This is a genomic window from Kribbella sp. NBC_00709 (genome assembly GCF_036226565.1).
GTDB lineage: Bacteria > Actinomycetota > Actinomycetes > Propionibacteriales > Kribbellaceae > Kribbella.
In genome coordinates this window covers 4,831,201-4,857,129 of record NZ_CP108996.1, presented here as the reverse complement: position 1 = coordinate 4,857,129, position 25,929 = coordinate 4,831,201, and the positions used below count along the sequence as shown (strand labels likewise).

Annotated in this window: 25 protein-coding genes; 8 read left to right on the top strand and 17 right to left on the bottom strand. The window is 68.9% G+C overall.

Going from position 1 to position 25,929, the window contains the following annotated elements:
• Window positions 1-19: 19 nt before the first annotated feature.
• From cseB to hppD, 5 genes are all read right to left on the bottom strand, one after another.
• On the bottom strand, window positions 20-718 hold the full coding sequence (gene cseB, locus OHA18_RS23905) for a two-component system response regulator CseB (RefSeq protein ID WP_134122822.1): 699 nt from the start codon (window positions 716-718) through the stop codon (window positions 20-22).
• A 15-nt stretch (window positions 719-733) separates the two neighbouring features.
• Complete coding sequence (locus tag OHA18_RS23900; RefSeq protein WP_328997506.1) at window positions 734-1,321, bottom strand: hypothetical protein; 588 nt, start codon at window positions 1,319-1,321, stop codon at window positions 734-736.
• A 135-nt stretch (window positions 1,322-1,456) separates the two neighbouring features.
• Window positions 1,457-2,833, bottom strand: coding sequence for an FAD-binding oxidoreductase (locus OHA18_RS23895; protein WP_328997505.1), 1,377 nt, complete (start codon window positions 2,831-2,833; stop codon window positions 1,457-1,459).
• Between the two features lie 69 nt (window positions 2,834-2,902).
• Window positions 2,903-3,373 (bottom strand): hypothetical protein, encoded by a 471-nt coding sequence (locus OHA18_RS23890; protein ID WP_328997504.1) that lies wholly within the window; start codon window positions 3,371-3,373, stop codon window positions 2,903-2,905.
• A gap of 151 nt (window positions 3,374-3,524) precedes the next feature.
• Complete coding sequence (hppD, locus tag OHA18_RS23885) at window positions 3,525-4,727, bottom strand: 4-hydroxyphenylpyruvate dioxygenase (protein ID WP_328997503.1); 1,203 nt, start codon at window positions 4,725-4,727, stop codon at window positions 3,525-3,527.
• A 150-nt stretch (window positions 4,728-4,877) separates the two neighbouring features.
• Here hppD and OHA18_RS23880 point away from each other — a divergent pair, with 150 nt between their 5' ends.
• Window positions 4,878-5,351 (top strand): Lrp/AsnC family transcriptional regulator, encoded by a 474-nt coding sequence (locus OHA18_RS23880; protein WP_328997502.1) that lies wholly within the window; start codon window positions 4,878-4,880, stop codon window positions 5,349-5,351.
• Window positions 5,352-5,501: 150 nt separating this feature from the next.
• On the opposite strand, the gene OHA18_RS23875 is transcribed toward OHA18_RS23880, so the two are convergent.
• Window positions 5,502-6,146, bottom strand: a complete 645-nt coding sequence (locus tag OHA18_RS23875; protein WP_130444922.1) for an IclR family transcriptional regulator — start codon at window positions 6,144-6,146, stop codon at window positions 5,502-5,504.
• A gap of 55 nt (window positions 6,147-6,201) precedes the next feature.
• Here OHA18_RS23875 and OHA18_RS23870 point away from each other — a divergent pair, with 55 nt between their 5' ends.
• Window positions 6,202-6,951 carry a hypothetical protein gene (locus OHA18_RS23870; RefSeq protein WP_328997501.1) on the top strand — a complete coding sequence of 250 codons (750 nt, stop codon included), beginning with the start codon at window positions 6,202-6,204 and terminating at the stop codon, window positions 6,949-6,951.
• Here OHA18_RS23870 and OHA18_RS23865 read toward each other — a convergent pair whose 3' ends face one another.
• Complete coding sequence (locus OHA18_RS23865) at window positions 6,952-8,184, bottom strand: MFS transporter (RefSeq protein WP_328997500.1); 1,233 nt, start codon at window positions 8,182-8,184, stop codon at window positions 6,952-6,954.
• Between the two features lie 29 nt (window positions 8,185-8,213).
• Entirely contained in the window at window positions 8,214-8,975 is a 762-nt protein-coding gene (locus tag OHA18_RS23860) for a phytanoyl-CoA dioxygenase family protein (RefSeq protein ID WP_328997499.1), read from the bottom strand.
• 117 nt (window positions 8,976-9,092) lie between these two features.
• Between OHA18_RS23860 and OHA18_RS23855 the strand changes: the two genes are divergently transcribed.
• Together OHA18_RS23855 and OHA18_RS23850 are read left to right on the top strand one after the other, a co-directional pair.
• The gene (locus tag OHA18_RS23855; RefSeq protein ID WP_328997498.1) at window positions 9,093-9,770 is read left to right on the top strand and encodes a helix-turn-helix transcriptional regulator; all 678 of its coding nucleotides are present in this window, start codon (window positions 9,093-9,095) and stop codon (window positions 9,768-9,770) included.
• Window positions 9,771-9,784: 14 nt separating this feature from the next.
• On the top strand, window positions 9,785-10,333 hold the full coding sequence (locus OHA18_RS23850; protein ID WP_328997497.1) for an NUDIX hydrolase family protein: 549 nt from the start codon (window positions 9,785-9,787) through the stop codon (window positions 10,331-10,333).
• A gap of 6 nt (window positions 10,334-10,339) precedes the next feature.
• Here OHA18_RS23850 and OHA18_RS23845 read toward each other — a convergent pair whose 3' ends face one another.
• A complete protein-coding gene (locus tag OHA18_RS23845) occupies window positions 10,340-11,068 on the bottom strand; it encodes an SDR family NAD(P)-dependent oxidoreductase (RefSeq protein ID WP_328997496.1) in 729 nt (242 codons plus the stop codon).
• Window positions 11,069-11,169: 101 nt separating this feature from the next.
• On the opposite strand from OHA18_RS23845, the gene OHA18_RS23840 reads away from it, so the two are divergent.
• Both OHA18_RS23840 and OHA18_RS23835 read left to right on the top strand, forming a co-directional pair.
• Entirely contained in the window at window positions 11,170-12,012 is an 843-nt protein-coding gene (locus OHA18_RS23840) for a helix-turn-helix transcriptional regulator (RefSeq protein ID WP_328997495.1), read from the top strand.
• Window positions 12,013-12,059: 47 nt separating this feature from the next.
• Entirely contained in the window at window positions 12,060-12,806 is a 747-nt protein-coding gene (locus OHA18_RS23835) for a glycoside hydrolase family 16 protein (RefSeq protein ID WP_328997494.1), read from the top strand.
• Between the two features lie 78 nt (window positions 12,807-12,884).
• Here the strand turns inward: OHA18_RS23835 and OHA18_RS23830 are convergent, their stop codons facing one another.
• Together OHA18_RS23830 and OHA18_RS23825 are read right to left on the bottom strand one after the other, a co-directional pair.
• Window positions 12,885-16,217 carry a CARDB domain-containing protein gene (locus OHA18_RS23830; RefSeq protein ID WP_328997493.1) on the bottom strand — a complete coding sequence of 1,111 codons (3,333 nt, stop codon included), beginning with the start codon at window positions 16,215-16,217 and terminating at the stop codon, window positions 12,885-12,887.
• 166 nt (window positions 16,218-16,383) lie between these two features.
• Window positions 16,384-18,171 (bottom strand): DEAD/DEAH box helicase, encoded by a 1,788-nt coding sequence (locus tag OHA18_RS23825; RefSeq protein ID WP_328997492.1) that lies wholly within the window; start codon window positions 18,169-18,171, stop codon window positions 16,384-16,386.
• 148 nt (window positions 18,172-18,319) lie between these two features.
• Here OHA18_RS23825 and OHA18_RS23820 point away from each other — a divergent pair, with 148 nt between their 5' ends.
• Complete coding sequence (locus tag OHA18_RS23820) at window positions 18,320-18,580, top strand: DUF3039 domain-containing protein (protein ID WP_328997491.1); 261 nt, start codon at window positions 18,320-18,322, stop codon at window positions 18,578-18,580.
• Window positions 18,581-18,586: 6 nt separating this feature from the next.
• On the opposite strand, the gene OHA18_RS23815 is transcribed toward OHA18_RS23820, so the two are convergent.
• The 3 genes from OHA18_RS23815 to OHA18_RS23805 are packed head-to-tail and all read right to left on the bottom strand — an operon-like array spanning window position 18,587 to window position 20,953.
• The gene (locus tag OHA18_RS23815; protein ID WP_328997490.1) at window positions 18,587-19,144 is read right to left on the bottom strand and encodes a YqgE/AlgH family protein; all 558 of its coding nucleotides are present in this window, start codon (window positions 19,142-19,144) and stop codon (window positions 18,587-18,589) included.
• Between the two features lie 7 nt (window positions 19,145-19,151).
• A complete protein-coding gene (locus tag OHA18_RS23810) occupies window positions 19,152-19,529 on the bottom strand; it encodes a VanZ family protein (protein WP_328997489.1) in 378 nt (125 codons plus the stop codon).
• Window positions 19,526-20,953, bottom strand: a complete 1,428-nt coding sequence (locus tag OHA18_RS23805; RefSeq protein ID WP_328997488.1) for an NAD-dependent malic enzyme — start codon at window positions 20,951-20,953, stop codon at window positions 19,526-19,528. Before OHA18_RS23805 ends, OHA18_RS23810 begins: the two co-directional genes overlap by 4 nt.
• 120 nt (window positions 20,954-21,073) lie before the next feature.
• Here OHA18_RS23805 and OHA18_RS23800 point away from each other — a divergent pair, with 120 nt between their 5' ends.
• Window positions 21,074-22,066 carry a LacI family DNA-binding transcriptional regulator gene (locus OHA18_RS23800; RefSeq protein WP_328997487.1) on the top strand — a complete coding sequence of 331 codons (993 nt, stop codon included), beginning with the start codon at window positions 21,074-21,076 and terminating at the stop codon, window positions 22,064-22,066.
• A gap of 84 nt (window positions 22,067-22,150) precedes the next feature.
• On the opposite strand, the gene OHA18_RS23795 is transcribed toward OHA18_RS23800, so the two are convergent.
• From OHA18_RS23795 to OHA18_RS23785, 3 genes are read right to left on the bottom strand one after another with little or no spacing between them, the layout of a single operon-like run.
• Window positions 22,151-23,155, bottom strand: a complete 1,005-nt coding sequence (locus tag OHA18_RS23795) for a substrate-binding domain-containing protein (RefSeq protein WP_328997486.1) — start codon at window positions 23,153-23,155, stop codon at window positions 22,151-22,153.
• Between the two features lie 13 nt (window positions 23,156-23,168).
• On the bottom strand, window positions 23,169-24,185 hold the full coding sequence (locus OHA18_RS23790; protein WP_328997485.1) for an ABC transporter permease: 1,017 nt from the start codon (window positions 24,183-24,185) through the stop codon (window positions 23,169-23,171).
• The gene (locus tag OHA18_RS23785; RefSeq protein ID WP_328997484.1) at window positions 24,182-25,726 is read right to left on the bottom strand and encodes a sugar ABC transporter ATP-binding protein; all 1,545 of its coding nucleotides are present in this window, start codon (window positions 25,724-25,726) and stop codon (window positions 24,182-24,184) included. Before OHA18_RS23785 ends, OHA18_RS23790 begins: the two co-directional genes overlap by 4 nt.
• Window positions 25,727-25,929: the final 203 nt, after the last annotated feature.

Below are 25,929 nucleotides of genomic sequence, written 5' to 3'. Positions count from 1 at the left end.
CTTGGACGGAGGACACCTACTATGCCCTGAGTTTGTACCCGAAGCCGCGGACGGTTTCGATGCGGTCGGCACCGATCTTGGTCCGCAGCCGCTGCAGGTGGACGTCGACCAACCGGCCGTCACCGCCCCACTCGTAGTCCCAGACCCGCTGCAACAGCGTCGACCGGCTCAGCACCACACCGGGGTTGTTGGCGAACTCGATCAGCAGCTTGAGCTCGGTCGGCGTCAGTTGGACGGTCTGTCCACTCCGCCGTACCTCCAGCGCCTCCCGATCGAGTTCGAGGTCGCCGAACGACTCCACGCCGGAACCGGCCGCCGGGGCCGGACGCTCCGGATCGGACACCGCCCGGCGCATCACCGCCCGCAGCCGTGCCACCAGCACCTGGGTGTCGAACGGTTTGGTCACATAGTCGTCGGCGCCTGCCTCCAGACCGAGTACGACGTCGAGCGCGTCACCGCGGGCGGAGACCATCACGATCGGGACCGTGCTGGTCTCGCGAACCCGTCGGCACACCGAGATGCCGTCCAGCCCGGGCAGCATGATGTCGAGCATCACGACGTCGGGGTGGATCTTCTCGAATCGCTCGATCGCTTCCAGGCCGTCCTCGGCCGTGGTCACGTCGTAGCCGTGTCGCTCGAGGGTCAACTGGGTCGCCTCACGGATCACCGCGTCGTCCTCGACCATGAGAATGCGCGCTGCCGGTTCTTCCGGTACCACCGAACTTCAGTCTCCCTACTGGTCCGTCGAGCTCACCTTGATCATCTGCCGACCGTTCCAACGGTAGACCTCGACCCGGCGTCCCGACGGGCAGCAGACCGGGTCGTTGATCGTGAAGATCTTCGACTCGACCACCAGCTCACCTTGCGGGCTGGCGTTCACGGTCGGTTGCTCGACGTCCAGGTTCCAGATCGGTCGCGGGCCCGCGGGCCCGGTCGCGATCAGGAAGATACCGAAGACGAACTTCTCCAGGGTGTGGATCAGGACGATCTGCTGAGGTGTACCGCTGTGCAATACATCAACGGTCTTACCCCTGCTGAGGCAACGCGAAATCACGGTGCAATTCGAAAGGACTGTCCGTGCATAGCTCGACAGGTGCCGATCGGCGAGCAATCCGACCCGGACCTTGGCCAGGTCGACGGCCACCTCGGGCGTCTTCTCCGGGGTCGGTCGGGTGCCGAACGCAACCGACGGGGTCGGGCTCGGCGGCGGCGACTCGGGACCCTCGACCCGGAGTCCGCCGCCGTTCGCACAGGCGGAGAGCACGGCGGTCGCGACCACGGCCGCGACCGCAGGCAGCACGGTACGGCGCCACAGATCCATCGGGCGCCTCCTACCCTGCATCAAGTCCCCCCGCGAGTTCAGACAACTACCTTCCATGGTGCTGGCCGGACGTCACATTCGACGGGCATGGACGTCGAATGGCCTCGACAGTTCTATTGCGGTTGCATCACAGCCTCACTCGGCAACGATCTTGCCCGGGTTGAGCAGGTTTTTCGGGTCCAGCGCGTGCTTGATCGCCCGGTGCACGTCCAGGGACACCGGACCGACCTCCTCGGCCAGCCAGGCCCGCTTCAGCATCCCGACGCCGTGCTCGCCGGTGATCGTGCCGCCGAGCTCCAGCCCGATCTCCATCACCCGGTCGAACGCCTGCTGCGCCCGCTCGGCCTGGCCCGGATCGGTCTGGTCGAAGACCACGGTCGGATGCATGTTGCCGTCGCCGGCGTGCCCGAGTACGCCGATGGTGATGTCGAGCTCCGCCGACAGTTGCTCGAGCCGGCCGATGAACTCCGCCAGCCGCGACCGCGGTACGGCGACGTCGTCGATCATCGTCGTACCGAGCTCCTCCAGCGCCGTCAGCGCGACCCGGCGGCCCTCGAGCAGCATCTCGCCCTCGGCGTCGTCCTCCGCCTCGATGCACTCCAGCGCGCCGTGGTCGCGGCACAGCTTCGCGACCGTGGCGACGTCGGCGGCACCCGCCTCGCCGCCCGCGTCGGACTGCGCGATCAGCATCGCGGCGGCCTCCTCCGGGAGGTCCATCCGCTTGTACTTGTTGACCGCCTGGATCGTGGTCCGGTCCATGATCTCCAGCAGGCTGAGCGAGACGCCGCTGCGGATGATCTCCAGGATCGCGTTGCCGGCCTCGACACCCGAGCCGAACAACGCCGCCATCGTCTTCGGCTTCGCCGCCTGCGGCCGCAGGGCGAGGGTCGCCTCGGTGATGATGCCGAGCGTGCCTTCGCTGCCGACGATCAGCTTGGCCAGGTCGTACCCGGCGACGCCCTTGACCGTCTTGCGGCCGGTGCGCAGGATGCGTCCGTCCGCCAGCACGACCTCCAGACCCAGCACGTAGTCCGTGGTCACGCCGTACTTGACGCAGCACAGGCCGCCCGAGTTCGTGGACAGGTTGCCGCCGATCGAGCAGAACTCCCAGCTGGACGGGTCCGGCGGGTAGAACAACCCCTGCTCGGCCACGGCGCGGGACAGTACGGCGTTGTAGACGCCCGGCTGCGTGACGACGTACCGGTCGATCGGCTCGATGGCCAGGATCCGGTCCATCTTCTCCAGCGAGATCACGATGCAGCCGTCCAGCGCGTTCGCGGCGCCGGACAGCCCGGACCGCGCGCCCTGCGGCACGATCGGCACGCCGGCCGCGGCCGCGATCCGCACAGCCGCCTGCACGTGCGCGGTCTCCCGCGCCAGCACGACGGCGAGCGGCATCCCGGCCGGGCAGAACATCGCCCGGTCGTACCGGTAGCTCTCCATCCGGTCCGGATCGGTCACCAATGCCTCGGGCGGCAGGACCTGGCGCAGCTGCTCGACAACCTCACTCATACTGTCGAGCCTAGTAACTACTGCGCGGTACTGCGCACCCGAGTGGTGACCGCATCAGGACAGAGACGGTCAGCGGGTGCGTTTGGTGGCGTTTTCCGAGATCTCCTCGTAGCCGCCGCCGTAGTTGTGGTACTCGCGGCCGATCGCGGCGAACGTGATGCCGCTGCTGCCCTTGACCTTCGGTGTCCGGCAGGTGCGCTGCCCCTGGATCACCGAGCCGTTGCCGCCGCTGCTGTCGCAGCTGAGCACCCGGCCGTTGTTGCCGCCGCCGTACTGCACCAGGAAGGCGTTGGCCTTCGCGTTGGCCACCACCGGCGATGCCATGGTGATCTCGGCCCAGTACTGCGAGCAGCTGTCCCGGACGAGCCGGACCGTGCCCCAGCTGGGTGGCTTGTGGTCGCGCAGCATCGGCGCCGACGCGATGGATCTCGCACCTGAGCAGGTGGCCGCTTCGGCCGCCTGGGCCGGCGCCGCGGCGACGGCGAGCACGCCGACTCCGGCCAGGCCCGCGGTGCTGAGCAGAATGCCCAGTGTCTTCATGACGAAACCCTTCCTGAGTGCACGCCCCGACGCACACTCAGGAAGGCACACTACGCGAACGGAGCTTGCCCCAACAGTCATTCCGGTAATCGGACGGCAACACGCCGTGTTCAGTTGCACCGGGCAAGGTTCTCGGCGGGGCGGCCCCGGCTCAGAGGTTGCCGCGTCGCTCTTGTTCGCGCTCGATGGCCTCGAACAGAGCCTTGAAGTTGCCCTTGCCGAAGCCGAGCGAACCGTGCCGCTCGATCAGCTCGTAGAAGACCGTCGGGCGGTCGCCGATCGGGGCGGTGAAGATCTGCAGCAGGTAGCCGTCCTCGTCCCGGTCGACCAGGATCCCGCGCGACTGCAGGTCCTCGATCGGCACGCGGACGTTGCCGATCCGGGACCGCAGCTCCGGGTCCTCGTAGTACGAGTCGGGGGTGTTGAGGAACTCGACGCCGTTCGCGCGCATGATGTCGACGGTGCGCAGGATGTCGTTGGTGGCGAGCGCGATGTGCTGCGCGCCGGCGCCGTCGTAGAACTCCAGGAACTCGTCGATCTGCGACTTCTTCTTCGCCACCGCCGGCTCGTTCAGCGGGAACTTGACCCGGTGGTTGCCGTTGGCGACGACCTTGCTCATCAGCGCCGAGTAGTCGGTGGCGATGTCGTCACCGATGAACTCCGCCATGTTCACGAAGCCCATCACTTTGTTGTAGAAGGCAACCCACTCGTCCATCTTGCCGAGCTCGACGTTGCCGACGACGTGGTCGACCGCCTGGAACAGCCGCTTCGGGTGTCCCGCGGGGCGGGTGACCTGAGTGGTCGCCGCGACGAAGCGCGGCAGGTACGGCCCGTCGTACCTGCTCCGGTCGATCAGGGTGTGCCGGGTGTCGCCGTACGCCGCGATCGCCGCGCGCCGGATCGTGCCGTGCTCGTCGGTGACGTCGTTCGGCTCCTCGAGGACGACCGCGCCGACCTTGCGGGCGTGCTCGATGCACTTGTCCACGTCCGGAACCTCGAGCGCGAGGTCGGAGACGCCGTCGCCGTGCTTGCGGTGGTGGTCGAGCAGCGGGCTCTTCGGGCTCACGCCGCCGGAGATCACGAACCGGCCGGAGCCGGACTTGAGCACGTAGGCCTTGCTGTCCTTGCTGCCGGTCTCGGGGCCGGAGTACGCGACCAGGTCCATGCCGAACGCGAGCTGGTACCACTTCGCGGTCTGAGTGGCGTTGCCGACCACGAACACCACGGCGTCCATCGCGGTGACCGGGAACGGGTCGGTGCTCTCGTCGTACGGCACCAGGCCGACGAGCTGCTTCAGCTGGTCGAGGTCGAGATCGGCGTCGAGCTCTGCGGGGGTGAGATCGGTGCTGGTCATGGGGCCTCCCGGGTCGGGTACGTGCACTGAGCCTCGCGGTGTGGCGACAGGTTGTGCAACAGTTCCTTGTTTCACTGCGCAGGTTGCACAGTATGCTGGGGTGTTGGCTGGACTATTTGGTCAGGCTGACTATCTCCCGGGAGGTGCTTGATGTCGGTCGACAGGCTGGACGCGCGGATCCTGGGGTTGTTCGCGGCCGAGCCGCGGGTCGGTGTGCTGGAGGCGTCGCGGCGGCTGGGGGTCGCGCGGGGCACGGTGCAGGCGCGGCTGGACCGGTTGCAGCGCGACGGCGTGGTGCGCGGCTGGGGCCCGGCGATCGACACGACCGCGATCGGCTACCCGGTGACCGCGTTCGCAACGCTGCAGATCGAGCAGGGGTCAGGTCACACGACGGTGGCCGAGGCGCTGGCTCGTATCCCCGAGGTGCTCGAGGTCCACACCATCACCGGCGCCGAAGACCTGTGGTGCCGCATCGTCGCCCGCTCCAATGCCGACCTCCAACGCGTGATCGACCAGGTAGTCATCGTCCGAGGCATCCAACGAGCCTCAACCGTGATCGCCCTGGCCGAACAGATCCCGCACCGGGTGCTGCCGCTGGTCGAGGCGGCGACTCGAAACGGCTGACCCCGGACGCACAGGCATGCAGAAGTGCCCCTGGACCCACGGATTCGGCCCCTGCACCGGGGTTATGCATGCACCCAGGTCCACATCCGCGCGTGACTAGGCCCGCGCGGGCGGCAGCGGCACCCGGCGGGCCGGGCGGGCCGGGGCGCGTCAGGCGAGGCGCTTGGCGACCTCGACGGCGGCTCGGGCTACTCGGGGGCCGACGAAGTCGCGGTCGAGTTTGCCGAGGACGACCACGCCGATCGACGCCTCGACGCCCGGCACCCCGAGAACGGGGGACGAGACGCCTTGGGCGCCGGCCTGCAACTCGCCTGACGTGACTACGAAGGGGCGGCCGGCGGGGTCCGGTTTGCGGCGGCCGGCGAGGATCGCCTTGCCGGCGGCGCCCTGGTCCAGGGCGTGGCGGGAGCCCATCCGGTAGGAGACGTGGAAGTCGGTCCAGCTGGGCTCGATGACGGCGATGGCCAGCGCCTCCTCGCCGTCCGCGACGGTCAGGTGCGCGGTCGCCCCGGTGTCCTCGGCGAGTGAACGCAGTACAGGTAGCGCGGCGTCACGCAGCGTCGGCTGCACGCGGCGGCTGTAGTGCAGCACGGCGAGACCCAGCCGGGCCCGGCCCTCGCTGTCGCGACGCACCAGCCGATGCAGCTCGAGCGTGTTCACCAGGCGGTACACCACCGTCCGGCTGACCCCGAGCGCGGCGGCCAGTTCGGTGATCGACAGGCCGTCCGGCGCGTCCGCCAGCAACTCGAGGACGGTCAGTCCCCGGTCCAGCGTCTGCGAGGTCTCAGCGGGCACCTTGAAAGAGTATCCGTTATTCGGGCGCGGACCGATGGCCCCGTATCTTGCTGCCGTGCGAAATTACTGGTCGCTGCTCCCCGCCGTCCTCGTGGTCGTGGTGCTGATCCTGGTCTATGCCATTCCGACCCTGATCAATCCGCAGTGGACGAGCTCGATCATGGCGCTGTTCCGCACCGCACCGGTTCCCGCCGACGCGACCCCGGAGGAGGCCCGGCGGGCGGCCGGCATCCTCGGCCCGCAGCAGCTGAGGAGCCGCCGGATGCTGGCCATCGCGCTGGTCGTCGGCGCGCTGATCCTGGTCGGCTTCAACATCTCGTTCAACCGCGAGGCGGTCGGCTGCTACAAGGCCGCGAAGGCGTTCGGCGCGACCGACGGCCCGGACGTGAAGGACCCGTGCGTCGACATGGTCTTCGGCACGTTCCTCGGCGACGGCAAGGGCCCGACCTCGGAGAAGACCCCGCAACCCGTGCAGTACTACCAGCTGATCAAGGGCAAGAAGCCGCACTACCTGAAGTGGATCCAGAACGCTCCGAAGTACGACGAGTACGACATGGTGATCGGGACCGGCATCTCCTGCGCCGGCGATCTCCGGGTCGACGAGCAGGAGGACAAGGTGCTCGTGTTCGTCGACGTCGACTCGCCCTGCCCGCCGGACAGCAACGCCTCGCTGACCCCGTTCAAGCTCAAGAAGCCGCTGGGTGACCGCAAGATGGTGACCGTCGGCGACAAGCCGATGACCGAGATCAACCCGGACATGGACTCCTGGTTCACGGTCCTGAAGAAGCTCGCGACCGGCGGCTGATCAGGACAGCGCGCGGGTCTGCGAGTCGTAGTCCCGGAACGGGCGGTTGCGGGCCAGCAGGATCAGCAGGCCGGTGATACAGACCGCCGCACCGCCCAGTAGTGCGACGGTCGGGCTGGTCAGCGACGCCGTCGTACCGGCGACGAAGTCTCCGAGTCGCGGCCCACCGGCCACGACGACGATGAAGACACCTTGCAGCCGCCCGCGCATCGCGTCCGGCGCCGCGGACTGCAGCACGGTGTTCCGGTACGCCGAACTCACCATGTCGGCCGCACCGGACATCGCGAGCAGCGCCACCCCCAGCCAGATCGTCCGGGACAGCCCGAACAGCCCGACGGCCAGGGCGTACGCCGTGATCGCCAGCACGATCGCCACGCCTTGCCGGCGGACGCGGGTCACCCAGCCGGAGAAGATCACCCCGATCAGCGCCCCGATCGCCGGCGCGGCCTGCAGCAACCCGACCGTCCGTACGCCGCCACCGAAGAACGCCCCGGCCACCGCCGGGAACAACGCCCGCGGCTGCGCGAACACCATCGCGAGGATGTCGGCGAGGAACGTCGCGAGCAGCGCCGGCGCGGCCCGCAGGAACGTGAACCCCTCCAGCACCGACCGCAGCCCCGCCCGCCGGATCGCGCCGGTCGGCGGCACGGCCGGCAGCCGGAACAGCGCGTACAGCGCCGCGGTGAACGTGATCACGTCGACCAGGTACGCCGCCGCGAACCCGTGCCAGGCGATCACCGCCGCGCCGAGCAACGGCCCGGCGGTGAAGCCCAGGTTGAACGCGGCCTGGCTGAGCGTGTTCGCGGCCGGCAGCAACTCGGGGCGGATCAGCCGCGGGATGATCGCGGACCGCGCCGGGTTGTTGACCGCGAAGCACGCCGACTGACAGGCGACCACGGCGTACAGGACCCCGACCCGGCCCCAGTCGAGATGCGACTGCAGGACCAGGACCATCGACAGCAGCCACAGCCCGGCCGACGAGACCAGCGAGAGGGTACGGCGATCGATCGCGTCGGCCATCGCGCCGCCGTACAGCCCGAAGACGATCAGCGGGACCAGCGAGAACAACCCGACCAGCCCGACCGCGAACGTCGAGTGCGTGATCGCGTACACCTGGATCGACACGGTCACCGCGGTCATCTGCTGGCCGAGCTGCGACACCGTCGACCCGATCCACAGCCGCCGGAAGTCGGCGGACTCACGCAGTGGACGGATGTCGGTGAGCAGACGCACGACGACAACTTATGTCACGACGTAAAAACTTAAACAGTCGGGAAGAACTCGTGATCGAGCGGTTCGCCGACCGTCAGACCGAGCCCGTCGGTGACCACGTGGCCGGCGCCGGTGTACGTCGCCTCGGCGTCGAAGTAGATGTTGACGTGCGCGATCCGGGCGTCGTCGGTGAGGTTCGGCGTGGCCGAGTGCGCGAGGTACGCGTTGTGGAACGTGCAGTCGCCGGCCTGCAGCGGGATCGTCAGCCGCTCCTCCCAGCGCAGATCCGGCGCGGCGCGGAACAGGTCGTCGCGGTCGGACAGGTCCTGGCTGCGCAGGTTCTGGTGGTCCTGCGAGCCGGGGATGAACGTCATGCAGCCACGCTCGACCGGTACGTCGACCAGCGCGATCCACGCCGACAGCGAGGCCCGGGAGCCGGCATGCGGCCAGTACGGCGCGTCCTGGTGGAACTCGGTCGCGGCCCCGTTGTGCGGCGGCTTGATCAGCAGCTGGTCGTGCCAGATCCGCAGCGGCACGCCGGCCAAGGCGGTCGCCGCGGCGGCGAGGCGCGGGTCGAGGGTGAGCTCGCGCAGTACGTCGTCGTTCCGCCACACGTTGACGTACTGGTTGAAGATCTTCGACTCCTTGAACAGGTCGTCGGCGTTCGCGGTCGCGGCCACGGCAGCGTCCCGGAACCGGGCCGCCTCCTCCCGGCTGATGATGTTCTTGATCCGCACCACGCCGTCGCGACGGTAGGCGGAAATGGTCTCGTCGTCGAGGGTGACGGATGTCGTAGGCTCGGTCGTGGTCATCGGGGTACTCCTGGATTCCGTTGGCTGGAAGGTGTTTCCAGACTCGCCGTTTCCGGCGGCCGCAGACAGGCAGTGGTTGACCAGGACTTGACTGATCTTGACCTCCTGGAGGTTCGGATGCACAACGTGCTGAGCAGCGAGGTCTTCCCGGACCCACGGCTGCCGGTCGCGGGCGAGCGGCTCGAGGTGGTCGCGGATGTCGCCGTCCACAGCCACGCGTTCTTCGAGATCGCGGTCGTCATCGCGGGGCGGGGCGTGCACGTGTCGGCGGCCGGCGAGGTCGAGTTGGCGCCGGACTCGGTCGTCGTACTGCGGCCCGGCGAGTGGCACGGATACGTCGAGTGCGACGGCCTGGTGGTCCGTAACGCCTACCTCGGACCGGATGTCTTCGGGCTCCTCTCCGGCGCTCTCGTCCCGGGCGGTGTGCCGCGTGGCGTCGGGCCCGGCGGTATGCCCGGCATGGGGGCGCGGCCGCACGCGGCGGTCGAGCACGCGATGCGGCTGCTGGAGGCCGATCTCGCCGAGCCCTGGACGCTCGAGCAGCTCGGGGCGCGCGTCAACCTCGCCCCTGGGTACCTGGTTCGGCTCTTCGGCAAGTCGGTCGGCATGTCCCCGATGGCCTACCTGACCCGCATCCGCGCCGAGCGCGCAGCCGGCCTCCTGATCGAGACCGAACTGCCGGTCGCGACCGTTGGCGCCCTGGTCGGCTGGCACGACCCGAGCCACGCGACGAGAAGATTCCGCTCAACATTCGGACTGAGTCCATCCCAGTACAGATCCGCTTTCAGACCGTAAGCAAAGATGTGCTCATGACGTCGTCGCTGCAAACGCCTGATCCGAATCCTGGCTGGCTGTCCGAGTTCGCGCTCGCCGAGACCCGCACGCGGGTCCCGATCCTGTACGTCGAGGCCGTCCCGGCCCGGGTCGATGCCCTGGGCCAGATCGAGCACATCGGCGTACTGCTGCGGACCTCGGCCACGACCGGCGAGATCATCCGCACGCTGGTGTCCGGCCGCGTGATGCACAACGAGTCGATCCGCGACGCGCTGCAGCGCAACATCGAGAAGGACCTCGGCCCGGCCGCGTTCCCCCGGCTGCCCGCCACCCTGGTCCCGGTCACGATCGCGGAGTACTTCCCGTTCCCCGGCATGACCCCGCTGCACGACCCGCGCCAGCACGCGGTCGCCCTCGTGTACGTCGTCCCGGTGACCGGCGAGTGCAACCCGCGCCAGGACGCCCTCGAGCTCACCTGGCTGACGCCGGAGGAAGCCCTCGCCCCGAGCCTCCTCAACGACCTCGAGGGCGGCCGCGGCCAGCTCCTCAAGCAAGCACTGGCCTGGTCCGGCGCGATCGTCTGAGCCGGTTCACCAGGCGAGGCGGCCTTCTTCGGCGTACACCTGTCCGGTCGGGCCGTCGGCGTCCAGCGTCGCGAGTCCGACTGCGACCGCGGCACCCTGCGCGGGAGTGCGTGCGGCGCTCCACCCGCCCATGTCCGTCGCGCAGTTGCCGGGGTCGGCGCCGTTGACGAGGATGCCGGTGCCGCGGAGTTCGTTGGCGAGCATGACCGTGACCATGTTCGCCGCTGCCTTCGAGGAGTTGTAGCCGAGCGTGCGCACGGTCGACATCCGCGACTCCGGATCCCCGACCTGCTCGAACGACGCGAGCGAGGTGGACAGGTTCACGATCCGCGCCGCGTCGGCCTTCCGCAGCAGCGGCAGGAACGCCTGCGCGACCCCGACCAGCCCGAGCACATTCGTCTCGAACGCCTCCCGCAGTACGCCGAGCCCGATCCGCGACACCGCGTCGTCGCCCACCGGGATGATCGCCGCGTTGTTGATCAGCACATCCAACCGGCCGTACGCCGCGTCGACCTGCCCGGCGGCGCGCCGTACCGACGCCTCGTCCGTGACCTCCAGCTGGATCCCGACCGCATCGAGGCCCTCGGCAACCAGTTCCTTCACCGCGACCTCGCCGCGGGCGACGTCCCGGGACCCGGCCAGCACGGTGAACCCGGCCTGCCCGAGCTGCCGCGCGATCTCCTTGCCGATGCCCTTGTTGGCGCCCGTGACGAGCGCGATCTTGTGCGTGTTCATGCCGTCAACGGTCCGGCCGATCGCGCCGCCCAGGCAGAGCGGGCCGAGCCTGGGATCGGCGGTCCCTGGTTCGGCACCTGCGTGGCTGACATCCTGGGACCATGGATCGGGGACAGCTCGCGGAGTTCTTGCGGATCAAGCGGCAAGGCCTGCAACCCACCGATGTCGGCCTGCCCGCCGGCCTGCGCCGCCGGACGCCGGGGCTGCGCCGTGAGGAGGTCGCGAGCCTGGCGACCATGTCGACCGACTACTACACCCGCCTCGAGCAGGGCCGCGGTCCGCGTCCGTCGCGCGCCGTGCTGACCGGACTGGCCCGCGGGCTGCGGCTGTCCGATGACGAGCGCGATCACCTCTTCCGGCTCGCGGGCGAGCAACCAGGACCGCCGCCCGGGCCGCCCGTCGACGTACGCACCGGCGTACTGCGGATGCTCAGCCGGCTCGACGTACCCGGTCTAGTGCTCGATGCGAAGTACGACGTCCTCGCCTGGAACCCGCTCGCGGCGGCACTGATCACCGACTTCTCGGCCCTGCCCGCCCGCGACCGGAACCTCCTGCGGCTGCGGTTTCTGACGGATCGGCAGACCGAGCTCTTCGGAGAGAACGCGACGCAGGAGTTCGCGGCGGAGGCGGCGGCCGACCTGCGGACGGCGACGACGAAGTACCCGAACGATCCGGAGATCGCCCGGCTGGTGCGCGACCTGCTGGACGGCAGCCCGGAGTTCGCGGAGATCTGGGCCCGGCACGAGGTCGGGCGGCAGCAGTCGCTGTGCCAGACGATCTTCCATCCGCAGGTCGGCCGGATCGACGTGATCTGCGAGGTCCTGGTGGTCCCGGAGCGCGATCAGCGGGTGGTGCTCTACACGGCCGAGCCCGGATCCGAGTCCGACCAGGCGATCCGGCTGCTCGACGTGATCGGCACGCAGGAGTTGACAACCCGCTCCTGATCAAGCGACTGTTTGATCCGTTGGTTTCCGGCGGAGAGGTCTAGCTGATGCGTAAGTTACTTACGGCTTTGGTGGTGCTCGGCTTGTTCGCCGTACCGATCCGGGCGGCCGACGCCGCGCCGGGGAAGCTGGTGTTCGCCGACGAGTTCGACGGTACGGCGATCGACCGGACGAAGTGGGCGATCCACTCGAACGCGGAATCCGACCAGTGCCTCGGCAACAAGGGCAACCAGCAGCTCGAGTGGCACACCTGGGACGCGCTGTCGGTGCGCGACGGGCTGCTGACGATGACGGCGCGGAAGAACAACCCGGCGGCTGGGTACGACTGGTCCGGCGCACTGATCACGACCGGGCAGGCGTGCGGGCACGAGCCGGCGCAGTCGTTCGCCGTCCAGCCCGGGGACTACATCGAGACGCGGCTGAAACTCCCGGCGGACAAGGGCTTCTGGCCCTCCACCTGGACCTGGAACGGCACCGGATCGAGCGAGCAGGACACATACGAGTTCTACAGCGACAACCACACCGCCCTGTATCTCACCAACCACCAGTCCCCCGGCGGCAGCTGCACCTACGAGTCCCCCAGCGACCTCACCACCGACTGGCACACGATCGCCGAGCAGGTCGGACCGGACCAGACGGTTTGGTACGTCGACGGCAAGGAGGTCTGCCGGCAGGGTCCGTACTCCGGGACCGGGGACGCGCTGATCCTCGACCTGTTCGTGTACGGGAAGATCCCGCCGACGGTCAGCACCGGGTCGATGCAGATCGACTACGTCCGGGTCTACCGCCCGTAAAGGCTGAGGCCCCGCACCTCGGGCGGGGTGCGGGGCCTCGGGGGAACACCGGGCGGGGCTGGATGCCCGGTGTGGTGGCTACTGCCCGGTGAAGGTGAAGCTGGAGCCGGGCTCGGTGAGGACGTCGCCGTCGCGGGAGTTCGTGATGGTGACGTTGGAGAGCGTCGCGCTGCCGCGGGCGCCGCCCATCGCGAGGATGCCGGAGCCGTTGTTCGACTTGTCGATCCTGATGTTGCTGAGAGCAACGTTCGGCATCTCGCCGCCGCCGGTCTTGAACTGGATCCCGTCGTACGTCGAGTCGTAGATCTCGGTGTCCCGGATCGTCACGCCGGTGATCGGCAGGTTCGACGGGAACAACGTGATCGCGCCGAACTCCTGCGCCTCACCCCAGAACACCCCACCACAGCGATACAGCGCGTTGTTCGCGATCGTCGTCTGCCCCGAGAACGGCAGCGGGTCGTGGTCGGTCGCCAGCATGATGCCGGGGTAGTCCATCGTGTCGGACACCAGGTTGTTCTCGATCTTGTTGCCGTAGCCTCCGTAGATCGCGATCCCGTTCGCCCGCCACGGCAGCTGGATCGTGTTGTTGGTGAACGAGTTGTCGTGACCGATGTCGACCGACTGGTCCTTGACGTACTTGCTCGCCCACACCGCCAGCGAGTCGTCACCGGTGGTCCGGAACGACGAGTTGAACACCTTCGAGTTCCGGGCGCCGTTGGTGAGGTTGATCCCGTCGGCGTACGTGTCCCGGATCCGCATCCCGCTGAACTCGAGCCCGTCGGCCGGACCCCACAGGTCCGGGATGTTGTCGTAGTCGCGCCCGACCCAGACCCCGACGTTCGAGTGCTCGATCCAGACGTTGCTGATCTTCGTACCGGTCCCGAACCGCCCGTTCAGCGCGACGCCGCCCTCGGCGTTCCCGTCACCGCCGCGGATCCGGCCGGACCCGAGGATCGCGAGGTCCGAGATCTGCACGTTCTTGTCGATGTCGAAACCGAAGTTGCCTTCATGCGGGTGGTTGATGCCGCCGGCGTTCTGCGGCTCGATCGTCGAGTACAGCTGCGAGTACCACATACCCGCGCCGCGGATCGTGGTGTTGCTGATCCCGACCTGGTTGTACTGCCCGCGGTTGAGCGGGTCGTCGGTGAGGATCTTCTTCTCCTGCCGCCATTGGCCTTCCGGGATCCACACGCAGCTGATCACGCCGTTCTGGTCGTCGGTCACCGCACGCTGGATGGCGTCGGCGTCGTCGATCCCGTCGTTCGGTACGGCGCCGTACTGCGTGATCGACGTACAGCCGGACGGCTGCGCCAGCGGCGGGGCGACCTGCTCGAGGTCGACCAGATCGATGATGTAGTACGACGCCGTGTCGCCGGCATCGCGCTGCAACCGGAACTTGGTGCCGGCCGGGTACGACGTAGCGAGCAGGGCATGTGACTCGTCGAAGAGACGGCGGGCGTCGCCGCCCGGGGTGTTGGTGAGCCCCTCGGGTGCGTCGGTGGTGCCGTACAGCCAGCTGTTGTGGGACGACAGGTTCAGCTTCTGCTTGAACGCACCGTCGACGTACAGGCTGATCGTTGCCTGGATCCCCTGTCCGTCGGCCGAGTCCGGGATCGAGTTGCGGACCACGATCGAGTTGGTCGGCACGGTCGAGGTGAACTCGACGTACTGCCCGCTCGAGTTCAGCCGCACCGACTGCCGACCGGACGATTCGGTGGCGAAGTTCGTGTGGCCGAAGGTCCGCTTGGCATCCGACGTGAGCAGGGTCCCGGTGTAGTCCCCGGCCTCGGCTTCGTACGAAGTGAACGGTACGGCGGCGCCGCGCCCGACCACGATCGACTTGGTCAGGATGTTGTTGGTTTCGTTGGTCTCGGCAACGGTATTGGTGGCGTCGGCGGTCGCGGTGAGGGTCGCGCCGCCGTTGGTCGCCGTCCACGTCCCGCTGATCGCGACATTGGCGGTGGCGCCGGCTGCGATGGCCGCGGTGTTGCCGGTGAGGGTGGTAGCGCCGACGGTCAGCTTGGAGACACTGGCGGTCGAGGCCGTCGTACCACGGTTGTTGACGGCAACGGTGAACGAGACCGCTGCGCCCGGTGCCGGATTGGCTGGGTTGGAGGTGATGCCGGTGATCTGGAGGTCCGGGCCAGGGGCTTGGGCGACGGCGAGTTGGGTGGTCGCTTGCAGGGTGTTGTTGTCGTCGTTCTGTTCGACGATCGCGTTGGCCGGATCGGCAACGGCGGCAACGGTGTAGTTGCCTTGGGCATGCGTTCCGGTGTTGGCGGTGACGGTCGCGGATGCGCCTGCGGCCAGTGCGCCGACGTTTGCGGTGCCGGTGGTGCTTCCGTTCAAGAGGAAGTTCAGACTGCTTGCGGGTGCGGCCGCGGAGCCGTTGTTCTTGACTGTTGCGGACAGGGTGATCGGCGTGGTCTCGCTCGGGTCGGCCGGGGACCAGGCGACATTCGTCACGACGAGATCGGGGTTGGGCGCCGCCGTACCGAAGACCTGGAGTTCGGCGACCTGCGCGCCCGGTGCGCCGGTGTTGCCGAAGACCTGCAGGCGGAGGTCGGCGTACCGGCCGGTGACCGGGATCGTGACCGTGTTCTGGTTGGCCGACGGGTCGAACTGATAGTCGGCTCGGGCCACGACCGAGGAGAACGTCGTGGCGGACTGCTCACGGCCGAGGACCTCGATGCTCTGGGTGCGCGCGCCCCAGACCGGGTCGGGGTTGAGCTTGACCACGACCGAGCTGAGGTCGGCGTTCGCGCCCAGCTTCACGGTGAGGGTCGACGGGAAGCCGTTCGACTCCCAGTAGGTGCCGGTGTTGCCGTCGTTCGCGTTGGACGCGACGAAGCTGAAGACCGAACTGGAGGCCTCGATCGCCTTGCCGGACGCGAGGTCGGTGCCGGTCGGAGGTTCGACCGGCCCGCCACCAGGCCCGGCCAGATCGAACTCCGACAGTTGCGCGGCCGGCCAGCCCGTGTTCGCGGTGAAGGTCAGGCGGACGTAGCGCAGGGCGGTATTGGTGAAGTCGATCGTGACGACGTTCGTCCCGCTGAAGGAGTACGCCGTACTGCTGACGAGCGTGGTGAACGCCGAGCCGTTGGCGCTGCCCTGGACGGTCAGCGTCTGGCTCCGCGCGCCCCAGGACCCGGGGAGCTTGAGGGTGATCTGGTTGACGTCCTTGGTGCCGCCCAGGTCCGCCTGGAGCCATTGCGGGAACGCGTTGTTGCCGCTCTCCCAGTAGGTGTTCTGGTTGCCGTCGCCGGCGTTGCCGCTCGGGTAGTCCGCGAGGGAGCTGCTGGCGGAGAGGGTCTTGGTGAGGGTGGCGGCCACGGCTGTCGGGACGGACAGCAGGCCGGTGGTGATGAGTACGGCGGCAAGTAGCAGCCGCGGAAGAGTCTTCCGATGCATTGGTCCTCCGTCGGGGCGGTGGGAGGTGAGCTAATTGCATGAGATTGATGATTTCTTGCAGCTCAGTACCGCGAAGCTTGCAGCACCCGTCGCAGCAGGTCAACACTTCGCCACCCACAGAAATCACCCCGCCCTGATTCCAGGACGGGGTGACAGCTACCGGGACTCAGGCGCGACGCTGGGTCGCCCAATCGCGGATCAGCTCGATCCGCTCCTTCAACTGGATGGAGGACGCGTGGGCAGCGGCGGGGCCGCCGAGCTTGCGCCGCAGATCGTTGTGGATGACGCCGTGCGGCTGGCCGGTCCGGTGGTGCCAGGCGGCGACCAAGCCGTTCAGTTCGCGGCGCAGGAGTGCGATCTGCTCGTGGGTGGCCAGCTCGGTGGGCGTCGGGTCCTCACGGTCGCTCGTCCGGGAGGACTTCTTCTGGGCCGCCAGCGACTTCTGCTGGCGTTTGTGCAGCAGCTCGCGCACCTGGTCGGGCTCCAGCAGACCCGGCAGCCCGAGGAAGTCCAGCTCCTCGTCCGACGCGTTGTCGCCGCCGGTCCCGTAGTCGCCGCCGTCGAACACCACCCGGTCGAAGCTCGCGTCCGACCCGAGCGCCTCGAAGTTCCCCTCGAGCTCGTCGCTGGCGCCCTCGGTCTGGTTCGCCTGCTTCAGCAGGTCGTCCTCGAGCCCGAAGATGTCGCCGTCGTCGTTGCTGTTCTTCCGCCCGAGGACGTGGTCCCGCTCGACCTCCATCTCGGCCGCGAACCCGAGCAGCCGGGTCACCGACGGCACGAACACCGACGCCGTCTCGCCCCGCTTCCGGGCCCGCACGAACCGCCCGACCGCCTGCGCGAAGAACAGCGGCGTCGACGTCGGCGTCGCGTAGACCCCGACCGCCAGCCGCGGGACGTCGACCCCCTCGGACACCATCCGGACGGCGACCATCCAGCGCGAGTCGCCGTCGGAGAACTTCTGGATCTTCTTGCTCGCCGCCTTCTCGTCGGACAGGACGACGGTCGGCGCCTCGCCGGTCAGCTCGCGCAACGTCTTCGCGTACGCGCGGGCCGTGTTCTGGTCACCCGAGATCACCAGCGCGCCGGCGTCCGGCATGTGCCGCCGTACCTCGGTCAGCCGCTTGTCCGCGGCGGCCAGGACGGCCCCCATCCACTCGCCGGCCGGGTCCAGCGCGGTCCGCAGCGCCTGCGCGGTCAGGTCCTTGGTCAGCGGCTCACCCAGGCGCGCCGCGACCTCGTCGCCGGCCTTGGTCCGCCAGCGCATCTCCCCGGAGTACGACATGAAGATCACGGGACGTACGACGTGATCGCGCAGAGCGTGACCGTACCCGTAGGTGTAGTCCGCCTTGCTCCGCGCGACCCCGTCGTGCGCCTCTTCGTAGGTCACGAACGGGATCGGGTTGTCGTCGCTGCGGAACGGCGTACCGGTCAGGCAGAGGCGGCGGGCCGCGGGCTCGAACGCCTCACGCACACCTTCACCCCAGCTGAGCGCGTCACCGCCGTGGTGCACCTCGTCGAGGATGACCAGGGTCTTGAACCGCTCGGTCCGGACCCGGAAGGCCAGCGGGTTGACCGCCACCCCGGCGTACGTCACGGCGACGCCCTGGAAGTCCTTGTTGGTCTTGCCGCGCCGCCCGGCGAAGGCCGGGTCGATCGCGATCCCGGCCTTGTCGGCGGCATCGGCCCACTGGACCTTGAGGTGCTCGGTCGGGGTGACCACGGTGATCCGCTCGATCACCCGCCGGTGCAGCAGCTCGGCGGCCACGGTCAGCGCGAAGGTGGTCTTCCCGGCGCCCGGCGTGGCCACCGCAAGAAAGTCTCGCGGGTTGGCGTCGAGATACTGCTTCAGCGCTTCGGACTGCCACGCACGGAGCTTGCTCGCGGTACCCCACGCCGCACGCTCCGGGTAGGCCGGCGGTAGCACGGCTGGCGCGGCGGGCAGATGCGAATCCACGGACGGCGTACTCCCCCGGTAGTCGACTGTCGGCCGTGCAGGAACGTTACCTGACGGAGGTGACAACGGTCGTACGGCATGTCGGGGTACGGGCAGTCTGTGGAGAAAGTTCCCGGGTTGGCTGGTGGGACGTCCTACACTTCGGGTTATGAGTACACAGCTGACCCCGGGTGCGGAGACGGTTGTCGATGAGCGCACGCAGACGCTGGAGGACGGGGACCACGAGCGGTTCTCGCACTACGTGCCGAAGGACAAGCTGACCGAGGCGATGGTGATGGGCACGCCGGTGGTCGCGCTCTGCGGCAAGGTGTGGGTGCCGAGCCGGGACCCGGAGCGTTTCCCGGTCTGTCCGGAGTGCAAAGAGATCTGGGACTCGCTGAACGGCGACGGCGACGGCGGCGACGAGTAGGACCCGCTAGTTCATCGTCGGGTCGTCGGGGTACGTCGCCAGGTAGGCCATCTGGTCGTTCTGGCGGCGCAGGACCCGGCGCCACAGCGTGTCCGGGTCGTGGCCGAACACGTCCTCCGGGACCGACTCGACGACGTACCACGCGCCCTCGGCGATCTCACCCTCGAGCTGCCCGCTGGACCAGCCGGCGTACCCGGCGAAGATCCGCATCCGGCTGATCGCGCCCTCGAGCAGCACCGGCGGGACGTCGAGGTCGACCAGCCCGATCCGGCCGAAGCACTCCCGCCAGCCCGGCGGGTCGGCCGACTCGACCACCTCGGCGACCGCGAGCGCGCTGTCGGTGCCGACCGGGCCGCCCATGAACAGCACGCCGGGCTCGTCGACGGTCGTCGACCAGTCCGGCAGCACCCGGTCCACGGCGAGGTCGGCCGCGCGGTTGACCACCACCCCCAGTGCGCCGTCGTCGTCGTGATCCAGCAGCAGGATCACCGACCGGCGGAAGGGCGGTTCGTCGAGCAACGGGGTCGCCACCAGCAGCGAACCGGTCAGGGTCGAGACCGTCATACCTCCATCATGGCGTACGACGGTTCGCCCTGAACCCGATCCAAGCACCCAATGCGACCCCGGCCAGGTCGGCGAGCACGTCGAACGGGTCGCCGTCGCGCTGCGGCAGCAGCCAGTGCTGCACCAGCTCGCTGACGATCGCGTTCGCGGCCAGTGCTCCGAGCAACCACCGCGCCGGTACGCCGACCTTCAGCCCGGTGAACGCGACCGCCGCGAACAGGAAGCAGTGCGCGACCTTGTCGATCTGCGGGATCCCGACGTGCGGACCCGCCTCGCGCGGCGAGTAGACGCCGTACAGCTGCAGCGCTACCGCCGCGACGAACGCGATCCGCCACAGCCAGACCGTCAGTCCCGACTTTGTGTCCCCCGCTACCGACACGGTCACGCCGGGGAGTCGTCCGGGTAGTTCTCGTGCGCCGGGGCCTTGCCGCCGGCCGCGTCGCGGACGGCGTGCGCGACCCGCGTGTGAACCTCCGGGTGGAAGACGCTCGGCACGATGTACGTCGCGTTCAGCTCCTCGTCGGTGACGACCCCGGCCAGCGCCTTCGCGGCGGCCAGCTCCATGTCGACCGAGACCTTCGACGACTGCGCGTCGAGCAGACCGCGGAAGACGCCCGGGAAGACCAGCACGTTGTTGATCTGGTTCGGGTAGTCGCTGCGGCCGGTGGCGACCACGGCCGCGTGCTCGCCGGCCTCGGACGGGTCGACCTCGGGCACCGGGTTCGCCAGCGCGAACACGATCGAGTCGTCGTTCATGGTGGCGATGTCGTCGCCGGTGAGGATGTTCGGCGCGGACACGCCGATGAACACGTCGGCGCCGGCCAGCGCACCCTTCAGGTTGCCGCTGTACTTCGCCGCGTTGGTGTTCTCCGCGATCCAGCGCAGCTCCGGCGACAGGCCCTCGCGCTCGGTGTGGATGACGCCGTCGATGTCGGCGACGACCGCGTCCTTCACCCCGGCCGCCAGCAGCAGCTTGAGGATCGCCGTACCGGCCGCGCCGGCGCCGGAGAGCACCACCCGGACGTTCGTGATGTCCTTGCTGACCACCCGGAGCGCGTTGAACAGCGCCGCCAGCACCACGACCGCCGTACCGTGCTGGTCGTCGTGGAAGACCGGGATGTCGAGCTCCTCGCGCAGCCGGGCCTCGATCTCGAAGCAGCGCGGCGCGGAGATGTCCTCCAGGTTGATCCCGGCGAACCCGGGCGCGATCGCCTTGACCACCTGGATGATCGCTTCGGGGTCCTGGGTGTCCAGGCACAGCGGCCACGCGTCGATCCCGGCGAACCGCTTGAACAGCGCGGCCTTGCCCTCCATCACCGGCAGCGCGGCCTTCGGGCCGATGTTGCCCAGCCCCAGCACGGCGGAACCGTCGGTGACGACCGCGACGCTGTTGCGCTTGATCGTCAGCCGGCGGGCGTCCTCGGGGTTGGCGGCGATCGCCAGGCAGACCCGCGCGACACCCGGCGTGTAGATCATCGACAGGTCGTCACGGTTGCGGATCGGGTGCTTGGCCTCCATCGAGATCTTGCCGCCGAGGTGCATCAGGAAGGTCCGGTCCGAGACCCGGCCGATCTCGACGCCCGGCACCGCGCGCATCGCCTCGACCAGCCGGCCGGCGTGCTCGGTGTCGGCGGCCGCACAGGTGACGTCGATCCGGAGCCGCTCATGGCCGGACGCGGTCACGTCGAGCGCGGTGACCAGACCGCCGGCCTGCTCGACCGCGGTCGTCAGCTTGCTCACCGTCGAGCCACCCGCGGGCACCTCGAGGCGAACGGTGATGGAGTACGAAACACTCGGCAAGGCAGTCACGCGGGTGATCCTCTCACGCTACTGGTAATGCCCCGAGGTTACGTACGTAAAGTGCATGACGCAGGTCTGGGTAATCCATTACTCACCGGGTTACTGTTCGGTCAGCGAGGAGGTTGACAGGTGCCGACTATCAGCGACGTGGCCGCGCGGGCCGGGGTGTCGACCGCGACCGTCTCGCGGGCGCTGAACGGGAAACCGACCGTCGACCCCGACCTGGCCGCGCGGGTCCGGTCGGCCGCGACCGAGCTCGGGTACCAGCCGAACGGCCCGGCGCGGAACCTGCGCCGCCAGGAGGCCGCGGTGGTCGCGCTGATCATCTCCGACGTGGAGAACCCGTTCTTCACCGCGATCGCCCGCGGCGTCGAGGACGTCGCCCACGAGGTCGGGTACTCCGTCGTGCTGTGCAACTCCGACGAGAGCGCGGAGAAGGAGAACCGCTACCTCGACATCGCCATCCAGGAGCGGGTCGCCGGCGTCATCCTGTCACCGAGCGGCCCGACCTCCTCGATCGCGAAGCTCGCCGCGCGCGGTACGGCGTACGTCGCGGTGGATCGTCCGCTGCCCGGCCAGGACAGTGACGTCGTACTGGTCGACACCCGGCTCGCCGCCCGCGAGGCGACTCTGCATTTAGTTGCCCAAGGCTACGAGCAGATCGGGTGCGTGACCGGCCCGTCCGGCGTACGCACGGCGGACGACCGGCTGGCCGGCTATCGCGACGGGCTGCGGGCCGCCCGACGTCGCAGTACGCCGAAGCTCGTCCGCCGTACCGAGTACAAGGCGGCCGGCGCCCGCCGAGCCGCCCTCGACCTGCTCGCCCAGCCCGAGCCGCCCGACGCGCTGCTGATCGCCAACAGCGCGATGGCCGTGGGCGTCCTGCAAGCCCTGCACGAGCGCGGCGTGCAGGCGGGGCGCGACGTCGGGCTGGTCGCCTTCGACGACGCGCCCTGGGCCGAGCTCGTCGACCCACCGCTGTCGGTGGTAGCCCAGCCGGCGTACGAGATCGGCGCGGTCGCGGCGCGGCTGCTGCTGGCGCGGATCGCCGACAACAGCCGACCGCCGACCGCTACCACCCTCGGCGCCCGGCTCGTCGAGCGCGCCAGTTCCCGGCGGTGAGTGGTCCCCTGTGCAGGCATAAGTGGCGCTGAACGCCCGCCAACCCTCGATTTCGGGGGGTTCTGCCTGCATGGGGGTCCACCATCAGCCGTTCGGGTTCTCCTCGGCGTAGATCTTGGCCGCGTTCGACGCGTCGATCTCGCGGGTGGGGAGCGTCTGGGTCTTCTCGATGGTGCCGCAGTCGACCAGGATCTTCTTCGCGGCGGCGATCGCTTCCTTGCCGTTGGTCGGGTACGTGAAGGTCGCGCTCAGCCGGCCCTGCTCGACCGCCTTGATGCCGCCGGACGGGATCGGCAGCGCGTCGATGCCGGTGAACTTCATCTCCTTCTCCCGGCCGACCGCCTTCGCGGCCAGGTACGCGCCTTCGGCCATCGGGTCGTTGTGCGAGAACACCACGTCGATCTTCGGGTTCGCCTTCAGCAGCGCGTCCATCTGCGACTGGCCCTTCTCCCGCAGCCAGTCGCCGCTCGCGGCCGCGATCACCTTCACCTTCGGGTTGCCCTTGATCCCCTCGACGAACCCCTCGTGCCGCTCGGCCTGCGGTGTCGCACCGGCCAGCCCCTTCAGCTCCACCACATTCCCGCCCTGCGGCAGCAGCTTTTCCGCGATGTACTTCCCGGCCTCGCGCCCGATCTGCACGTTGTCGCCCCCGATGAACCCGGTGTACGCGTCGCCCTCGACCTTCCGGTCCAGCACGATCACCGGGATGCCCTTGTCGTAGGCCTTCTTCACCACCGCGGTCAGCGGCTTGGCCTCGTTCGGGCTGATGATCAGCAGGTCGATCTGCTGGGTGATGTAGTTCTCCACGTCCGCGACCTGCTTGGCGTTGTCCTGTGCGGCGTCGGCGAACTTCACGTCGAACTGCGGCACGTCCTTGGCCGCCGCCTTGATGTCGTCGTCCATCCGCTGCCGGTACGGCTCGGCCACGTTCGCCTGGCTCATCCCGATCGTGTACGTCCCGTCGGCCCCCTTGCAGGACTTGGACGCTTCGGGCGAGGCGCCCGCGGTCCGTTCGTTCGTCGTTCCGCACCCGGCCAGCACCAGGGCGGCGACCGCGGCCGTTGCGATCGGCAACTTCAAAGAACCCATGACAGAGCCTTCCTCACGAGGTGGGGCGGAGTCGCTGCAGCGCGGCGGCGGCAACGATGACCAGCCCCTTGATCAGGAGCTGGATGTTGGAGTCGATGTTGTTCAGGGCAAGGATGTTGTTCAGTACGCCGAGCAGCAGCGCACCCGCCACCGTCCCGGCCACCGAGCCGCGGCCGCCGGCCAGACTGGTGCCGCCGATCACCACCGCGGCGATCGCGTCCAGCTCGTACCCGAGGCCGTCGTTCGGGCTGCCCTGGTTGAGCTGTACCGCGTGCACGATGCCGGCCAGCGAGGCGAGCAGCCCGCAGATCGCGAACACCGCGACCTTCACCCGGACCACCGGTACGCCGGACAGCCGGGCCGCCTTCTCGTTGCCGCCGACCGCGTACAGATGCCGGGAGAACGCGCTGACCCGGAGGAACACGACCGCGACGATCGCGACCACCGCGAAGATGATCACCGGGATCGGTACCAGGCCGCCGAAGGTCCGTTCGCCGAGCAGCGCGAAGGACGCCGGCGCCTCGTTCGGCCCGTCGCCGTACGCGATCGCGACGCCCTGCCCGCCGGACCAGATCCGGGCCAGTCCGCGGGCTATCTGCAGTCCGGCCAGGGTGACGATGAACGACTGGATCCCGATCATCGCCGTCGCGATGCCCTGCAGGGCGCCGAACAGCAGGCCGATCACGAGCACGACCAGCACCGACGGCAGGAAGCCCCAGTTGTCCTCGACCATGAGGACGGCGGACCCGACCGCGGCGAGCCCGAGGACCGCGCCGACCGACAGGTCGATCCCGCCGATCAGGATCACGAACGTCATCCCGACCGCGATGATCCCGATCTCGGACACGGCCCGGACCACGTTCGCGAGGTTGTCCGCGCTGATGAACAGGATCTCGCCGTTCTTGCGCGGCGAGAACACGATCGCCGCGATGAAGACCGCGATCAGCCCGAATACACTCTGGAACCGGAACAGCGTCGCGACCACGGACGTCCGCTCCGTCGCCACCACCTTGTCCTGTACGTCGGTCATTGCGCTCCTCCGACCTCGCCTTGTCCCATCGCGGCTGCGAGCAGATCCCCTTCGCCCGAGTCCGCCGTACTGAACGACGCCACGTCGCGCCCGTCCCGCAGCACGACGACGCGGTCGCAGACACCGACCAACTCGGGAAGCTCGGAGGACGCCAGCAGTACGCCGAGGCCCTGGGCGGCCAGCTCGCCGAGCAGGCGGTAGATCTCGGCCTTCGCGCCGACGTCGACGCCGCGGGTCGGCTCGTCCAGCAAGAGCAGTCGCGGCTCGGTCAGCAGCATCCGGCCGAACACGACCTTCTGCTGGTTGCCACCGGACAACGTGCCGACCTCGTCCTGCAGCCGACCGAACTTCAGCCGCAGCCGATCCGCCATCCTGGTCGACGCCGCGCGCTCCATCCGGCGGGCGATCACCCCCAGCCGCCCGTACGACGGGAGGCTGGAGACGACCGTGTTCGCGAGGATCGAGTGGAACAGCACGAGCCCGGACACGCGCCGGTCCTCGGGCACGAAACCGATGCCCTGGGCAAGGGCTTGGCGCGGTCCGCGCGGGTGGATCGGCTTGCCCTGCAGGAGGACCTGGCCGGTCCGGATACCGCCGGGCGCGACGCCGTACAGGGTCTCGAGGAGTTCGGTGCGGCCGGCGCCGAGCAGGCCGGCCAAGCCGACGATCTCGCCGGAGCGGACCGTGAGGCTGATGCCGTCGGGATCGCGGCGGCCGGGGCGCGGACGGCGGGCTTTGAGGGCGAGATTCTCGACCCTGAGCAGCTCGTCGCCGGTGTCGGCGTCGGGCGTGGTGAACATGGTCTGCACCGGGCGGCCGACCATTGCCTCGACGACTTCGGCCGTACTGAGTTTGCGCGGGTCGAAGCTGGTGACGATCCGGCCGTTGCGGAGGACGGTCGCGCGGTCGGCGACCTGGGCGATCTCCTCCATCCGGTGCGAGATGTAGACGATGCCGACACCGCTCAGCCGGAGTTCGCGGATCACGTCGAAGAGCCGCTCGACCTCGGAACTGGTGAGCGCGGAGGTCGGCTCGTCCATGATCAGCACCCGGGCGTCGAGGGAGATGGCCTTCGCGATCGTGACGAGTTGCTGCTCGCCGACGCGGAGCTCGCCGACCGGACGCCGTGGGTCGAGGCTGACGCCGCTGCGGGCGAGGAGTTCGCGGGCCGCGCGTTCCATCCGGCGGCGGTCGACCGTACGCACCGTGGTCCGCAGCTCTCGGCCGAGGAAGATGTTGTCGGCGACGGACAGGCCGGGGACGAGGTCGAGCTCCTGGTGGATCATCGCGATCCCCGCGGATTGCGCGTCGGTCGGCCCGTTGAAGCGGGTCGGGGCGCCGTTGATCTCGATTGTGCCGTCGAAGTCCGTCACGTCGCCGGACAGGATCTTCATCAACGTGCTCTTACCGGCGCCGTTCTCGCCGAGCAGCGCGTGCACCTCACCGGCCCCGAGCACGAAGTCGACCTCGCGGCACGCCTGCACCCCGCCGTACCGCTTCCCGATCCCCGCCATCCGGACGAGGGCAGCGTCGTCGGCCATGACAACACCTCCTCGATCCGGGGCGAGTAATCGATTTCCCGGACGCTAGACCGCGCCCCTCCAACCCGTCAACCCCTCGCCCGCCTTTCCACCGCACTCGAAGGGTCGGTCCACCGCACTCGAAGGGTCGGTCCACCACACTCGAAGGGTGCGGATCCCCAGGCCATCACAATCGCCACGGCGCGACCCGCGCGAGCGTGAAC

Excerpts from the sequence above, each read along its gene's own strand:
- OHA18_RS23835 (WP_328997494.1), top strand. The coding sequence starts at position 12,060 with ATGCGTAAGTTACTTACGGCTTTGGTGGTGCTCGGCTTGTTCGCCGTA.
- OHA18_RS23880 (WP_328997502.1), top strand. The coding sequence starts at position 4,878 with ATGTCGGTCGACAGGCTGGACGCGCGGATCCTGGGGTTGTTCGCGGCC.
- OHA18_RS23890 (WP_328997504.1), bottom strand. The coding sequence starts at position 3,373 with ATGAAGACACTGGGCATTCTGCTCAGCACCGCGGGCCTGGCCGGAGTC.
- OHA18_RS23790 (WP_328997485.1), bottom strand. The coding sequence starts at position 24,185 with ATGACCGACGTACAGGACAAGGTGGTGGCGACGGAGCGGACGTCCGTG.
- OHA18_RS23840 (WP_328997495.1), top strand. The coding sequence starts at position 11,170 with ATGGATCGGGGACAGCTCGCGGAGTTCTTGCGGATCAAGCGGCAAGGC.
- OHA18_RS23860 (WP_328997499.1), bottom strand. The coding sequence starts at position 8,975 with ATGACCACGACCGAGCCTACGACATCCGTCACCCTCGACGACGAGACC.
- OHA18_RS23855 (WP_328997498.1), top strand. The coding sequence starts at position 9,093 with ATGCACAACGTGCTGAGCAGCGAGGTCTTCCCGGACCCACGGCTGCCG.
- OHA18_RS23785 (WP_328997484.1), bottom strand. The coding sequence starts at position 25,726 with ATGGCCGACGACGCTGCCCTCGTCCGGATGGCGGGGATCGGGAAGCGG.
- OHA18_RS23845 (WP_328997496.1), bottom strand. The coding sequence starts at position 11,068 with ATGAACACGCACAAGATCGCGCTCGTCACGGGCGCCAACAAGGGCATC.
- OHA18_RS23830 (WP_328997493.1), bottom strand. The coding sequence starts at position 16,217 with ATGCATCGGAAGACTCTTCCGCGGCTGCTACTTGCCGCCGTACTCATC.
- OHA18_RS23900 (WP_328997506.1), bottom strand. The coding sequence starts at position 1,321 with ATGGATCTGTGGCGCCGTACCGTGCTGCCTGCGGTCGCGGCCGTGGTC.
- hppD (WP_328997503.1), bottom strand. The coding sequence starts at position 4,727 with ATGACCAGCACCGATCTCACCCCCGCAGAGCTCGACGCCGATCTCGAC.
- OHA18_RS23850 (WP_328997497.1), top strand. The coding sequence starts at position 9,785 with ATGACGTCGTCGCTGCAAACGCCTGATCCGAATCCTGGCTGGCTGTCC.
- OHA18_RS23795 (WP_328997486.1), bottom strand. The coding sequence starts at position 23,155 with ATGGGTTCTTTGAAGTTGCCGATCGCAACGGCCGCGGTCGCCGCCCTG.
- OHA18_RS23820 (WP_328997491.1), top strand. The coding sequence starts at position 18,320 with ATGAGTACACAGCTGACCCCGGGTGCGGAGACGGTTGTCGATGAGCGC.
- OHA18_RS23895 (WP_328997505.1), bottom strand. The coding sequence starts at position 2,833 with ATGAGTGAGGTTGTCGAGCAGCTGCGCCAGGTCCTGCCGCCCGAGGCA.
- OHA18_RS23815 (WP_328997490.1), bottom strand. The coding sequence starts at position 19,144 with ATGACGGTCTCGACCCTGACCGGTTCGCTGCTGGTGGCGACCCCGTTG.